The organism is Saprospira grandis DSM 2844, from assembly GCF_000275825.1.
Taxonomy (GTDB): domain Bacteria; phylum Bacteroidota; class Bacteroidia; order Chitinophagales; family Saprospiraceae; genus Saprospira; species Saprospira grandis_A.
In genome coordinates, this window is record NZ_JH719942.1 from 1,911,785 (window position 1) to 1,924,633 (window position 12,849).

Consider the following 12,849-nt stretch of genomic DNA (forward strand, 5'->3'; position numbering starts at 1 on the left):
CTATGACTAAAGTTGAGCGGTGAACTTCCCTTTTCCCGCTGTTTCAAAGGTAAAACAAAAAGGAGTAATTGTAAAATTTTTACAGCTTTTTGTTTATGTTTTTTAAAACAAATAGTTGGCAATAGCCGCTTCTATCAGCTAAAAGCTTATGAAAATCATTTGTATAGGGCGTAATTATGCCGAGCATGCCGCAGAGTTAAATAATGCTATACCCAAGCAGCCGCTTATTTTTATGAAGCCCAGTACGGCCTTATTGAAAGACGGCAAAGCCTTTTATTATCCTGAATTTAGCCAAGACATTCATTATGAGCTAGAGTTGGTGGTTAAGATTTGCCGAACGGGCAAATCGGTGGCGCCAAAATTTGCCCATAAATATTATGAGGAAGTGGGTTTGGGCATAGACCTAACGGCCAGAGATTTGCAGGGCAAATGCAAAGAAAATGGGCATCCTTGGGAAATCGCCAAGGCCTTTGATCATTCGGCTATTGTGGGGCGTTTTTTGCCCAAGGCCGAGGCCCAAGAAGCCGAGGGGCATTATTGTTTTGAGTTGCAGCAAAATGGCCAAAGCGTTCAGCAGGGCGATAGCCGCAATATGATTACAGATATAGACAATTTGATTGCTTATGTCTCTAAGTTTTTCAGTTTGCAAAAGGGAGACCTTATATTTACAGGAACGCCAGCTGGCGTGGGGCCCATTGCCCAAGGCCAAGAGTATAAAGGCTTTTTGAAGGGCCAAGAATTACTGAGCTGCGAAATTCGCTAAACTTTTATGAGGGCTTTGGCCCTCTTTAGGCAAGCCTTTTGGCTGTGGGCCTTGGCCCACAGTATCGGCTGAGGGATGGATAAGGGGGCGGCGCAGCCGCAGACCCAGCGGGCGCAGCCCGCGCAGGGCCGAGCAGACCTGCGAGCCCTGACACAGCCCGACCCAAGGCCGAAGGCCGCAGGGGCAGCCCCAAAACAAAGCAATTATGGCAAGAAAAAAACTAAATATCAATATTCGGGCATGGATAGACAAACTGCCCCCCAGCCTCCGCAACAAATATGTGGTGGCCGCTATTGTCTATGGCTTTTGGATGCTGCTTTTTGATCAGCACAGCATCATGAACCAGTATCGGCTCAATAAAACCTTGCAAGAACTGCAAACCAAAAAGGCCTATTTTGAGGATGAAATTGAAAAAGACAGCCGCAAAAGAGAAAACCTGAGCACCGATGACCGCCACCTCGAGCAATTTGCCCGAGAAGAACACCTGATGAAAAAAGATGATGAGGATATCTTTATCATTCAAAAGAAACCTTAGAGGGAAATTGGCAGGCTAAATATAATTTTCTAAATTTGAAGGTAATTGTAAGAGCGGAAAACCCGTTCTGTCTATCACTTGTTTTAAAACCCTTTTTTCATGTCGGTACTCGTTAATAAAGACTCTAAGATTGTCGTTCAAGGTTTTACCGGAAAGGAAGGCTCTTTCCACGGTCAACAGATGATTGAATATGGCACCAATGTGGTAGCCGGTGTAACTCCAGGTAAAGGAGGAACTAGCCATTTGGACCGCCCGGTTTTTAATACTGTAGAAGATGCAGTAAAAGAGACTGGCGCCGATGTTTCTATCATTTTTGTCCCCCCAGCTTTTGCTGCTGATGCCGTTTTGGAAGCTGCCGATGCTGGTGTAGACCTCATCGTTTGCATCACAGAGGGCATTCCCGTGCAAGACATGTTGAAGGTGAAGGCTTATGTTAATGATAAAGGCGTGCGCCTCATTGGCCCCAACTGCCCCGGTATTATTACCCCTGGCGGTGCCAAGGTAGGCATCATGCCCGGCTTTATCCACAACCCCGGCCGCATTGGTATCGTTTCTAAATCTGGTACCCTCACTTATGAGGCCGTAGACCAAGTAACTAAGGCCGGTTTGGGCCAATCTACTTGTATCGGTATTGGTGGTGACCCCGTTTTGGGCACGCCCATGATTGAGGCCGTACAGCTTCTTATGGCTGATCCCGACACCGACGCTATCGTTATGATTGGCGAAATCGGAGGCCAAATGGAGGTAGAAACTGCCCGCTGGATCAAAGCACATGGTACTAAACCCGTAGTGGGCTTTATCGCTGGTAAAACAGCGCCCAAAGGCCGCAAAATGGGCCATGCTGGTGCTATCGTTGGCGGTAAAGATGATACTGCAGAAGCCAAATACGCTATTCTTCGCGAATGTGGCGTAATCACTGTCGATACTCCCGCCCAAATTGGCGTAACTATCGTTAAAGCACTAGAAGCTGTTAAAGCTTAAGCAGCATACATAATGCTCAGACTGACTAAAGGGTCACTTCTTTCTATGAGGGGTGACTCTTTTTTTATGAAGCTTTTTTATTTGGGGCTGCCCCGCCCTGCGGGCGGGTCGGGCTGTTTCAGGGCTCGCTATTCGCTCGGCCCTTCGCTTTTTTCGCTTCGCTCAAAAAGCTCGGTCTGGCCTTCGGCCCCCCTTGTCCATCCCTCAGCCAGATTTAATCGCGCTGCTTTGGCCATGGTTTGCTATGAATTTTTGGCTAGGCCAGCTATTTTTTAAGGGCATAGCCTTCGCTATGGCCGAGGAAAATAGGGCCGACTAGCGGGAAATTGCTGCAAACTATAAAAGTGAGTGCGTTTAAATCTGGCTATTGCCTGCGGCGGCTTCGCCGCCTGCAAAAGGCAGAAGCAAACCAAAATATCAATCATATGAAACCCCTTTTTTCGGCTCTTACCCTTAGCCTATTTTTATTTTCCGCCTGCCAACCTCCAGCCCCCAAATCAATCAAAGCCTATTATTTTCCGATCAAAGCCCTCGAAGAACCCCAAGTCTATGAGTATGTAGATGACAGCACGGGCCAAGTAGATTATTGGCTCTATAATACGGTTTATGATAAAGCGGGCAACCAATTTTTGTTAGGGACCAACTACAACCAAAAAGGAGAACAACAACAGTTTTTCCGCAGCCAAATCCTAGCCGATGGGGCCATCCTCAAAGATTATCGCTTCTTCCAAACCGATAGCAGCGGAAAAAGCCATACGAGCTCGGCCAAAATTAAAGAGCCCGTTCTCTATCCTTTTAAGCCTACCCAAGAAGAGGGGCAGGTGTATCGCTTTTGGGTCAATTTTAGCATAGCCCCCGATACCGCAGTTATTTATGATATTGTTCGCAACAGAAGCTTGTCTAAAGAAGCCCTTACCTTTAGTTGGGAGGGCCAAGAACTGCCCGCCATCCAATTAGATGTAGAAGAGTTTTCAGAAACCAATGATTCGATCAATGGTGGCCACTGGAAAATACAAGGCCAACGCCAAGAAATTTATGCCCAAGGCTTAGGCTTGGTCTACATCAAAAGCATCTCTGATGCGGCCCGCCAACATAGCCGCCTAAAAAGACGGCTGAGTAGCGAGGAATTTCAGGCCCTTTTTCAAAATAAAAACCTTAAGGCCCAATAACTGTTTGTTTTAAAATCAGTTCACGATCAAAATTATAACTATGCGCCAAATGTCTGTCTATCGCCGTGCTCACTTTAATGCCGCCCACCGCCTACATAATCCCGCCTGGACCTCCGAGCAAAATGAAGAGGTTTTTGGCCTTTGCAATAATGAATATTATCATGGCCACAACTATGAACTAGAGGTGAAGGTAACTGGCCCTGTAGACCCCGAAACCGGCTATGTGATTGATCTCAAAATTCTCAATGATATCATTAAACATAAGATTGAGGCCAAATTTGACCACAAAAACCTCAACCTACAGGTAGAAGAGTTTAAAACCCTTAACCCTACGGCAGAAAATATCTGTTGGCTGATCTGGAAAATCCTCAAAGAACATCTAGATCCCAAATTTAAGATTGGGGTTCGCCTCTATGAAACGCCCCGCAATTATGTGGAGTATGAAGAGCAGGCCTAGGCAAAATCTAAATTCTAGCCAAAAGTTTTTATCTTGCTATAAGCTGTTTGAGAAGCCGCTTTTAGAGCAAGTATTTGTGCGACTTCTTTTCTCTATTCCCATCGCAGCTATCCCCCCCCTAGTATGCAGCCCCTTTAGGGCTGTTCCAGATTGAAGTTGCGCTCCTTGAGCAGGACAGCTTCTGGAGTAAATGTCGCCTACATGCTTGTACGAACTGCTTATATTTTTACTATTTGGCTTAGCCTTTTTGCGGCCCCTAAAATAAGTTGGGCCCAGCCCTCTTTTACCCAAAATGGCGCTAGCCAGTTGGTCTCCGAAAACTGCTACCGCCTCACCTCTGATGAGGTCAACCAAGAGGTGGGAAGCATTTGGTGCGAGTACCCTATCCGTATGGAAAATGCCCTAGAATTGCACTTTGCTGTTAATTTTGGCTGCAACCGCTATGCTGGTGAAGGCCTGGCCTTTGTCTTTCATCAAGATAAAACAGGCTTTGATGCCCTTGGCTGCGCAGGCAAAAGCCTAGGTTTTGGCAAAACAAAAGACTGTGAAGGCCTAGCCCCCTCTTTGGCCATTGAGCTAGATAGTAAATATAGCCCTGGCATTGGAGATATGTACTTGCCGCATTTGGCAGTGGTCCAAAATGGCCAACAAGAGTTTCCTATTGGCTCGGCCAAACGGCTGCGCAGCAACGGACAATCTGTGGTGGATTGTGAGTATCATGATGTCACCATCCGCTGGTCGCCCTCCAAACAATTGCTAGAGGTTCTCTTTGATGGGGAAATCCGCCTGAGCTTGCGCAAAGACCTGAGCCAGTTTTTTGGTATGGACCAAGACGTCTATTTCGGCTTTACGGCCAGCACGGGCAAAAAAACCAATATGCAGATGGTCTGCGTGCAGTCGGTCTCGGTTTCTGTAGATGAAGTTTTTGAGCAAAAACGATCTTTCCAAGAAGGAGTAGGCATTTATCCCAATCCCATCCAAGAGAAACTGACCATAGACCTCCAACTGCCCGAAGAGCAGTACATTCAGATGCAGCTTTTTGATGCAACAGGTAAGCTCATTTATGAAATTCCCACCCATTCTGTTCGACAAAATCAATATTACTTTAATCTGCCTGGTCTTCCTTCTGGGATCTATTATATTAGCGTGACCAATGGAGACCATCGGGTAAGCAAAAAAATTGTACATATAGCCACTATTCGGGCTTAAAATTATTTGGGGTTTATGGCGCTAATTAAAACCGTAAGAGGAAAGACACCCAGCTGGGGCAAAAATTGTTTTTTGGCCGAAAATGCCACGCTCACTGGCGATATTGAAATGGGCGACGACTGTAGTATCTGGTTTCAGGCTGTGCTCAGAGGAGATGTCAATAGCATTCGAATTGGCAATAAGGTGAATATTCAGGATGGGGCAGTGGTGCACTGTACCTACCAAAAAACAAAAACAACTATAGGCAATTCAGTTTCTATTGGACATCGGGCATTGGTGCATGGTTGTACGATTGGCAACAAGGTACTGGTGGGCATGGGCGCCATTATTATGGATAATGCCGTAGTGCCCGACAACTGCCTGATTGCTGCTGGGGCCCTGATTTTAGAAAATGCCCAATTAGAATCTAATGCAGTTTATGCGGGAGTGCCCGCCAAAAAAATAAAATCTCTTTCTCCAGAGCTCTTCAAAAATGAGATTGAGCGCATTGCCGAGGCCTATATGATGTATGCCTCCTGGTATGAAGAGGAAGATAAATAGAGAATAAAAGAAGGGCTCCATTGGCCCTTTTTTCTTGCCAACTGATAAAGAATAGCCCTCTTTTTTAGCCCTTAATGCCAAGAGCCGGCTATCGGCTGAGGGATGGAAAGTGGTGCGGCAAAGCCGCAGACCCAAGTTTTTGAGCGCAGCGAAAAAACTGCAGGGCCGAGCAGACTTGCGAGCCACGACAGAGCCCGACCCAAGGCCGAAGGCCGCAGGGGCAGCCCCAAAAAAATACAGAAGTTAATACAAATCATGATGAAATTATATATGCCCCTTTTGGGCCTGATGTTGTTGTTTTTGGCCAGCTGCGGCGGTCCAGAAGAATTGCCCAAAGAAGAACTAAACCTCTCTTTGGAGGATGCCGTTTTGCAGCAAATTTTTGATATTCGTGCCAAGAGAAATGCAGAAGGTAAGGCCAATACGGAGGCGCTAATTACCTATTTGGCGGTGGATAATTTGGACCACCGCTATGCGGCCGCTATGGCCCTAGCCTCGGTACAAGATAGTGCGGCTATTGACCATTTGGCCGATGCTCTTGGCGACCCTAGCGAGGAGCTGCGCATGGCGGCTGCTTTTGCTTTGGGCCAAACCGAAAATGCCAAGGCTGCCGATTATCTGGCCGAGGCGTTTCAGCAAGATAGTAGCCGAGTCGTTTTGGCCAGTATTCTAGAAGCAGTGGGCCGATCGGGAGATGTTAAGGACCTAAAAGACCTTTGTACCTCTAGACCTTATGCCCTGCAAGATTCGCTCTTGCTCAATGGCCTGGCGCTGGGCCTTTATCGCTTTGCTTTGCGGGGCATGGTGCAACCCGAAGGCAGCTCTCGAATGATTAACGATTATTTGGCCAATAGCCTGATGCCCAAAAAAGCCCGCTTTATTGCCGCCAATTATTTGGCCCGAGTGGCGGGCCTAGACCTGAGCCGATACGAGAACTTACTGATCAATAATGTGCAAGAAGAAAAGGACCCCGATATGCGGATGTTTTTGGTTTTGGCGCTGGCCAAGGCCAAGACGCCAGCCGCTTTTTCGGCCCTAAAAACTACTTTTAAAGAAGAGGAGGATTATCGGGTACGGGCCAATATTTTGAGAGGATTGCAGTATTTTCCCTATGACTCTAGCCGAAATCTGGCCTATGGCGCTTTGCGAGATACCAGCCGACAGGTCCAATTATTGGCCGCGCAGTTTTTTAGACAATATGGGGCCGAGGGCGATGCCTTTAATTACATCAAATGGGCCGATGAGCGAAGCGATAGCATAGATTGGGCGATTCGGGCCGAGCTCTATGGGGCTGCTTTGGCCAAATTGCCCGCCTACCGCCGCCCTTCTAAGCAGTTTATTAGTAATAAATTGGCCCAAATGGCCAAGGCCAGCCAAAATCCCTACGAACAACAATTGCTTTTGCAGGCCTTGGGCCGCTATGCGCTCAATCATCGGCTCTTGGGCCAAATGGCCTTTCCCGCCGACAGTCTAGAGGAGGTTTCGCCCATGGTGAAATCTGCTGCGGCCGAGGGACTCGTGAGCATTTGTGGCTTGCCCGATTTTGATTTAGTGCATGGGGGGGGCGGCAAAGAACGCGCCCGAACCGAACTTCATCAATTGCTCCGAAAATTGGTCCAAGATGGAGACCCCGGCGCCCTGGCCGTAGTGGCTACCGCTATTAGTACGCCTAGCCTCAAACTCAAAGAGGCTTTTCCCGATGCAAGTTTTCTCAAAACAGCCCAAAGCCAATTGCAACTGCCCCGAGACCTAGAAACGCATATGCTGCTGCAAAGGGCCATCAATTATATTGAAGGCAGCAATCGCCCCGAGCGGCCCTATGCTAAGCAGAAATTTCCCGAAATCGATTGGGCATTGATCAAGGCCCTACCCGAAAAACCCAAGGTGGAACTCAGCACTAGCCGAGGCAAAATTGTAATTGAAACCTACCTCAAGGAATGTCCCGCCACCGTCATCCAATTCATTCAGCTGGTCAAGGCAGGCTACTATGATGGCAAGGCATTTCACCGTCTAGTGCCCAATTTTGTGGCCCAAACAGGCTGCCCTAGAGGCGACGGTTGGGGCGGACTCAACTTCAATATCGTTTCAGAATTTAGCCAAAGAAGCTATAGCCAAGCCGGGGCCGTGGGCATGGCCTCGGCAGGTAAGGATACCGAATCGGCCCAGTTTTTCATTACACATAGTCCAGCTATTCATTTAGACGGAAAATATACCCTTTTTGGTCAGGTCATCGAAGGCCTAGAACAGTTGCATCAGCTAGAGCTGGGAGATCAAATTATTCGGGCCAAACTGCTGTAGGGGAGGGGCTGCCCACTCGCTTCGCTCGGGTCGGGCTGTGCCGGGCTCGCTGTTCGCTCGGCCCTTCGCTTTTTCGCTTTGCTCAAAAAACTCGGTCTGGCCTTCGGCCCCCCTCTCCATCCCTCAGCCTGCGGGCGCTTCGCGCCCTGCTCACCGCAAAATAACCCAGTTTTAACTAAAAGTTTCGTTATTCTCTTTTTACTTTATATTAACAGTATTTTAAGCTTCGGGTATAAAACAAAGCTTAATTAGGCACCGTTATTGGTGCGAGCTCTCCAGAAAAGTAATAATACAACTAACAATCCTTTAAGGATTGAGTGAATAAAAAAGCTGTTGCTTGGCATAGCTTTTGACGAAAAAAACGAAATCTAATCAAACAGATTTTAAAGGTTTTAATTGGGTGTTCTTATAGTGTGGGTCTCGCTTTCTGAAAAGGAAGCGGGACTTTTTTTATGCGCCGCAGGGAATAAAGCCTTATCTTTGCCCAAAAGAAATAACTATGGATACCCAAGTCGTTTTATCCGAAATACAAATGCGCCGTTTGGCCCTACATCGCCTAGGCAACAAAAGCCGAGATGAGGGCATGAAGGTCGCTAGCAAATTGCTGCCCCTGCCTCAGGCCGAACAAAAAGAACAGTTGCAAGACTTCTTTTTGAGCTCTTTCAAATTTGAAGAGTTTTATCAGTTTAATCATGCTAGTGAGCTAGAGATGAATGAAATCTTTAGCTACTGCAAAGCCATTTTTGCTCAAGCCAATGCCGAGACCTTTTATGAGCAATCGGTTTTGATGTTGCAGCAACTCTACAATTGCTCCAACCACCCCAAAATTAAGGGCGGAGAGTTCTATCTGGTCTATTTTGAAGACATTTTGGTCAATGACGAATTGGTGGAAGCCATTGGTATTTTCAAAACAGAAAATAAGGAGCAGTTTCTCAAGCTTCGGTTAGATGAGGAAGAAGACTGGACCTTTTACTTTGAGGAGGGGGTAGACCTCAAGAAAATGGATAAGGGCTGCTTGGTCTTTAATATAGAAGCCGAAAGTGGGTTTAGAGTAGCTTCTGTAGACCTCAAAAGCTCGGAGGCTAAATATTGGCGAGATGAGTTTTTGCAAATTACCCAACTCCAAGATGAGCTCTTTTATACACAGACCTATCTCAAGATGTGTAAGGACTTTGGCAAGCAACAATTTGAGGCTGAAGAAAAGCAGGAGCAAGTGGCTTTCCTCAATAAGTCTTTAGAATATTTTGAGACCCAAGATAGCTTTGATGCCGAGGAGTTTGTGGAGCAAATCTTTGAGGATAATGAAGAGAAGAAAGAGCAGTTTAATAGCTACAAACAGCAGTATCAAGAAAAGGTAGGCTTAGAGGATGTAGAGGAAGAACCTTTCTTTATTGCTACGCCTGCAGTAAAGAAGGCGGCCCGCTCTTTTAAGCGAGTGATTCAGCTCGATAGCCAAATGGAGATTAAGGTCCAATCGGCCCAAGCCCAAGAGGAGGGCCTCCTCCAAAAGGGCTTTGATGAAGAAAAAGGCATGTACTACTATAAGCTCTACTTTAATGAAGAGAAATAAGCCCAGGGCATAGCAAAGGGGCGGTTGATTAAAATCATCCGCCCCTTTTTGGTCTAGCAGGCGGCGAAGCCGCCGCAAAGGCGCGCAGCGCCTCGGCTGAGGGATGGACAGCAGTGGCCCAAAGGGCCAGACCCAGCCGCCGAAGGCGGCGCAGGGCCGAGCAGACTTGCGAGCTGCGAAACAGCCCGACCCGAGCCGATAATTCATGAGGGTTTTAACCCTCATTTTGTATCGCTTCGCAAAGCGATACCGCTTTGCGCTGGCTTTCAAGCCGGCGGAAGGGGCAGCCCCAAAATACAACCTACTTAATCCAGCTCAAACTGCTGATCGATTTCGGGAAAATGCTCTTTAAAGAAATAGACCCATTTCATTTTTTCGTTGCGGTCAGTTGTGGCAAAGATGAGTGCTTGGCAGCTTTCCGAGACATTATAGGCGCAGCGATCTTCTGATTCGCCAGCCTTTAGGGCCAACAAATAATGCTCAATGGCCTGCTCAAAATTTTCTTGGTAGTAGGCGCAGGCGCCCAGTCCCGTTTGGCATTGCGCCTGATAGCTGGGATACTGTTCTTGAATTTGCCAATAGGCCTGTTTGGCCTCCTCTAGCGCGCCTTTGACCATCAGTTGGGCGGCTAGGTTGAGTAGTTGGCTGAGGTCACTTTCTTGGGCATCTGGAGAGAGCAACTGCTGAAAGCGCTGCATCATGGCTTGGGCCTCTTCTGGGCTGAGGCCATCCTCGGCCATGCGGCCATAGAGCTGCATGCTGCCATCTTCCTGAACCGCAATGATGAGTTTGGGTTCTGTACTTTGGCCCAAGGGCAGATTTTCCATTTTGAGATAATCGGCAGCCCCCTTGAGGTAATGCGTCAGGCGGGCCAATTCGACAATAGCCATACCGAGGTCCTCGGCCTCTGAATCATCGGCGATATAGGCAGATAGCTCGGCCTTCATTTCGGCCAAAACCTCTTGTATATATTCATTCTCTTCAATTTCGGGAAGCTGCACCAACTGCCCAATAAATCGCTGAAGGCGGTCAATGGCCCCAATCAGGGGGGGCTCTACGACTACGGGTTCATCATCGCTATAGAGCAAAATCTCAAAGGCATCTTGGCCGGCAGCAAGTGCGGCATAGTAGTTCTTCTGCTCTGCCAGCTGGTCAAATTTTTTTATTTGGGTATAGAATTTTTCCATAACAGTTATTTTGTGGGCTAAATTAAGGCTTTTCCTTGAAAGGCTGTTAAATCTATAAAATTATGCTGACAACTTTAGACTGGGGCGTCATTATTGGCTTTTTGCTCCTCATTATTGCCCTGGGGCTTTCTTATGGGCGGCAATCGGGCAAGAGCCTAGAGGCTTTTTTCTTGGGCAACAGAAAGCTGCCTTGGTGGCTGGCGGGTTTGTCTATGGTGGCCACTACTTTTGCCGCGGATACGCCCTTGGCGGTGGCCGAATTGGTGGGCCAAAATGGGGTGTCGGGCAACTGGCTTTGGTGGAACTTTTTGGCGGGCGGTATGCTCACGACCTTCTTTTTTGCCCCCCTTTGGCAACGCTCTGGGGTCTTGACGGAGGTGGAGTTTGTTGAGCTCCGCTATAGCGGTCCCGCTGCCCGCTTTTTACGTGGCTTCAAAGCTATCTATCTGGGCTTATTTCTCAATATTATCATCTTGGCTTGGGTCAATTTGGCGATGAGTTCTCTTTTGCAAGGCATTTTTGGTCTGACGGAAGGTATGGCCTTTCTTTATACCCTAGGCTTACTGCTTTTGGGAGCAGTTTATTCGGCTGTGGCGGGCCTCTTGGGCGTGGCTGTAACTGATGCCCTACAGTTTGTAGTGGCCATTTTGGGCTGTATTATTTTGGCCTATGTGGTTTTGGATCAGCCTGAAATTGGCGGCCTAGAAGGCTTAACTACTCAACTAAAGGCGGTGGATCCCGCCCTGCTCGATTTCTTTCCCTCTACCCAAAAAGAGGGCTCTGGTCTCTATTTTGGCATTAGTTCTTTTATCGCCTATTTGGGCATTTTGTGGTGGGCCAGTTGGTACCCCGGCGCCGAGCCAGGTGGGGGCGGCTATACCGCCCAACGGATGATGAGCACGGGCAGCGAAAAGGCCGCTCAATCGGCTAGCTTGCTCTTTCAGATGGCCCATTATTGCTTGCGGCCTTGGCCTTGGATTTTGGTGGGCTTGGCGGCTATTTTGCTCTATGCTTTGCCGCCCCAATTGCCAGAGGGGGATCTAAAAAATCAGTATAATCAGTTTGTAGAAGCGGGCTGGACCGCCCAAGAAGTGCTGGATGAAAAGGCAGATCTGAGCACAAAATCTCCTGAATTATTGGCCCAATTGCCTGCTTTTCGCCAGGCACTAACCGCTGCTGCTGCCGAAAATCCCAAGCTGGCCTCTGCTATAGATTATCAACTTTCTTATCGCCAAGGCTATGTAATGGCTATGCGCGACTTCTTGCCGCCGGGCCTTTTGGGGCTGTTGCTCGTGGCCTTTTTAGCGGCTTATTTGAGCACGGTCTCTACGCAGTTGAATTGGGGCGCCGGTTATTTGGTGCATGATTTTTATAAGCGCTTTTTGCAGCCTCAACAGACGGAGGGACACTACGTTTGGATCTCTCGTTTGCTCAATATTCTCTTGGCCTTGGCGGCCGCAGGCGTCAGTCTCTTTATTGAGCAAATCTCTGGCGCTTGGGCCTTTATTTTACAAGCTGGAGCGGGCTTGGGCTTGCTCCTCATTCTCCGTTGGTATTGGTGGCGCATCAATGCTTGGGCCGAACTGACGGCCATGATTGCCCCCGCCTTGATTAGCATCCCCTTTTTCTATTATGAGGTCCCCTTTGAGGAGGCCTTGCCCACAACGGTCCTATTTACTACTATAAGTTGGTTGCTGGTCATGATTTTTACCCCGGCTACCGACCCAAAAGTGCTTCAAGCTTTTTACCAGAAAGTACGCCCTCTAGGCGATTGGTCGGGCTTGGGCATAAAGACGAATAACCGCCCCTTACTCTCTTTATTGGGCCAATGGTTGGCGGCTATTGTCCTGACCTACAGCCTGCTTTTTGCGGTGGGCAAATTACTGTTTTTGGCCTATACCGAGGCGGCAATTTTTGGCGGAACGGCCCTTTTGGCCCTACTTGTCCTTTATCTTTTACAAAGAAAGAAGTAGGGGAGGGGCCTCCGCTGCGGCTTCGCCTTGCGGCGGTTACTCCCTTCGGTCGTCGAACTGCGGCCTAAAGGCCTTGTTGTCGCTTCAGGGCTCGCAGGTCTGCTCGGCCCTTCGCTTCGGTGCTACGCACCTTCGGTTACTCCCTTTGGTCGTTGAACTGCGCCCTA

General features: G+C 48.2%; 11 protein-coding genes. 10 read left to right on the top strand and 1 reads right to left on the bottom strand.

Annotated elements, in window-relative coordinates:
* Positions 1-148 precede the first annotated feature (148 nt).
* The 9 genes from SAPGRDRAFT_RS08735 (at position 149) to SAPGRDRAFT_RS08780 (ending at position 9,522) form a co-directional block, all read left to right on the top strand.
* Entirely contained in the window at positions 149-763 is a 615-nt protein-coding gene (locus SAPGRDRAFT_RS08735) for a fumarylacetoacetate hydrolase family protein (RefSeq protein WP_002658774.1), read from the top strand.
* 205 nt (positions 764-968) lie between these two features.
* Positions 969-1,298, top strand: coding sequence for an FtsB family cell division protein (locus tag SAPGRDRAFT_RS08740; RefSeq protein WP_002658775.1), 330 nt, complete (start codon positions 969-971; stop codon positions 1,296-1,298).
* Positions 1,299-1,397: 99 nt separating this feature from the next.
* Complete coding sequence (gene sucD / locus SAPGRDRAFT_RS08745) at positions 1,398-2,279, top strand: succinate--CoA ligase subunit alpha (RefSeq protein ID WP_002658776.1); 882 nt, start codon at positions 1,398-1,400, stop codon at positions 2,277-2,279.
* Positions 2,280-2,704: 425 nt separating this feature from the next.
* The gene (locus SAPGRDRAFT_RS08755; RefSeq protein ID WP_002658778.1) at positions 2,705-3,448 is read left to right on the top strand and encodes a hypothetical protein; all 744 of its coding nucleotides are present in this window, start codon (positions 2,705-2,707) and stop codon (positions 3,446-3,448) included.
* A 40-nt stretch (positions 3,449-3,488) separates the two neighbouring features.
* Positions 3,489-3,905: a 6-pyruvoyl trahydropterin synthase family protein gene (locus SAPGRDRAFT_RS08760; protein ID WP_002658780.1), complete on the top strand. Its 417-nt coding sequence runs from the start codon at positions 3,489-3,491 to the stop codon at positions 3,903-3,905.
* Positions 3,906-4,106: 201 nt separating this feature from the next.
* Entirely contained in the window at positions 4,107-5,114 is a 1,008-nt protein-coding gene (locus tag SAPGRDRAFT_RS08765; RefSeq protein WP_002658781.1) for a lectin-like domain-containing protein, read from the top strand.
* A 15-nt stretch (positions 5,115-5,129) separates the two neighbouring features.
* Positions 5,130-5,654 carry a gamma carbonic anhydrase family protein gene (locus SAPGRDRAFT_RS08770; RefSeq protein ID WP_002658783.1) on the top strand — a complete coding sequence of 175 codons (525 nt, stop codon included), beginning with the start codon at positions 5,130-5,132 and terminating at the stop codon, positions 5,652-5,654.
* A 255-nt stretch (positions 5,655-5,909) separates the two neighbouring features.
* A complete protein-coding gene (locus SAPGRDRAFT_RS19850; protein WP_051018616.1) occupies positions 5,910-7,952 on the top strand; it encodes a peptidylprolyl isomerase in 2,043 nt (680 codons plus the stop codon).
* A gap of 499 nt (positions 7,953-8,451) precedes the next feature.
* The gene (locus tag SAPGRDRAFT_RS08780; RefSeq protein WP_002658787.1) at positions 8,452-9,522 is read left to right on the top strand and encodes a nucleoid-associated protein; all 1,071 of its coding nucleotides are present in this window, start codon (positions 8,452-8,454) and stop codon (positions 9,520-9,522) included.
* Positions 9,523-9,827: 305 nt separating this feature from the next.
* On the opposite strand, the gene SAPGRDRAFT_RS08785 is transcribed toward SAPGRDRAFT_RS08780, so the two are convergent.
* Positions 9,828-10,709 carry a hypothetical protein gene (locus tag SAPGRDRAFT_RS08785; RefSeq protein WP_002658789.1) on the bottom strand — a complete coding sequence of 294 codons (882 nt, stop codon included), beginning with the start codon at positions 10,707-10,709 and terminating at the stop codon, positions 9,828-9,830.
* A gap of 62 nt (positions 10,710-10,771) precedes the next feature.
* Here SAPGRDRAFT_RS08785 and SAPGRDRAFT_RS08790 point away from each other — a divergent pair, with 62 nt between their 5' ends.
* Positions 10,772-12,682, top strand: a complete 1,911-nt coding sequence (locus SAPGRDRAFT_RS08790) for a sodium:solute symporter family protein (RefSeq protein ID WP_002658791.1) — start codon at positions 10,772-10,774, stop codon at positions 12,680-12,682.
* The last annotated feature ends 167 nt before the right edge of the window (positions 12,683-12,849 follow it).

What these genes read in the sequence shown, in the direction of transcription:
- SAPGRDRAFT_RS08780 (WP_002658787.1), top strand. Translation starts at nt 8,452, where the DNA reads ATGGATACCCAAGTCGTTTTATCCGAAATACAAATGCGCCGTTTGGCC.
- SAPGRDRAFT_RS08770 (WP_002658783.1), top strand. Translation starts at nt 5,130, where the DNA reads ATGGCGCTAATTAAAACCGTAAGAGGAAAGACACCCAGCTGGGGCAAA.
- sucD (WP_002658776.1), top strand. Translation starts at nt 1,398, where the DNA reads ATGTCGGTACTCGTTAATAAAGACTCTAAGATTGTCGTTCAAGGTTTT.
- SAPGRDRAFT_RS08785 (WP_002658789.1), bottom strand. Translation starts at nt 10,709, where the DNA reads ATGGAAAAATTCTATACCCAAATAAAAAAATTTGACCAGCTGGCAGAG.
- SAPGRDRAFT_RS08740 (WP_002658775.1), top strand. Translation starts at nt 969, where the DNA reads ATGGCAAGAAAAAAACTAAATATCAATATTCGGGCATGGATAGACAAA.
- SAPGRDRAFT_RS08760 (WP_002658780.1), top strand. Translation starts at nt 3,489, where the DNA reads ATGCGCCAAATGTCTGTCTATCGCCGTGCTCACTTTAATGCCGCCCAC.
- SAPGRDRAFT_RS08790 (WP_002658791.1), top strand. Translation starts at nt 10,772, where the DNA reads ATGCTGACAACTTTAGACTGGGGCGTCATTATTGGCTTTTTGCTCCTC.
- SAPGRDRAFT_RS19850 (WP_051018616.1), top strand. Translation starts at nt 5,910, where the DNA reads ATGATGAAATTATATATGCCCCTTTTGGGCCTGATGTTGTTGTTTTTG.
- SAPGRDRAFT_RS08755 (WP_002658778.1), top strand. Translation starts at nt 2,705, where the DNA reads ATGAAACCCCTTTTTTCGGCTCTTACCCTTAGCCTATTTTTATTTTCC.
- SAPGRDRAFT_RS08765 (WP_002658781.1), top strand. Translation starts at nt 4,107, where the DNA reads ATGCTTGTACGAACTGCTTATATTTTTACTATTTGGCTTAGCCTTTTT.
- SAPGRDRAFT_RS08735 (WP_002658774.1), top strand. Translation starts at nt 149, where the DNA reads ATGAAAATCATTTGTATAGGGCGTAATTATGCCGAGCATGCCGCAGAG.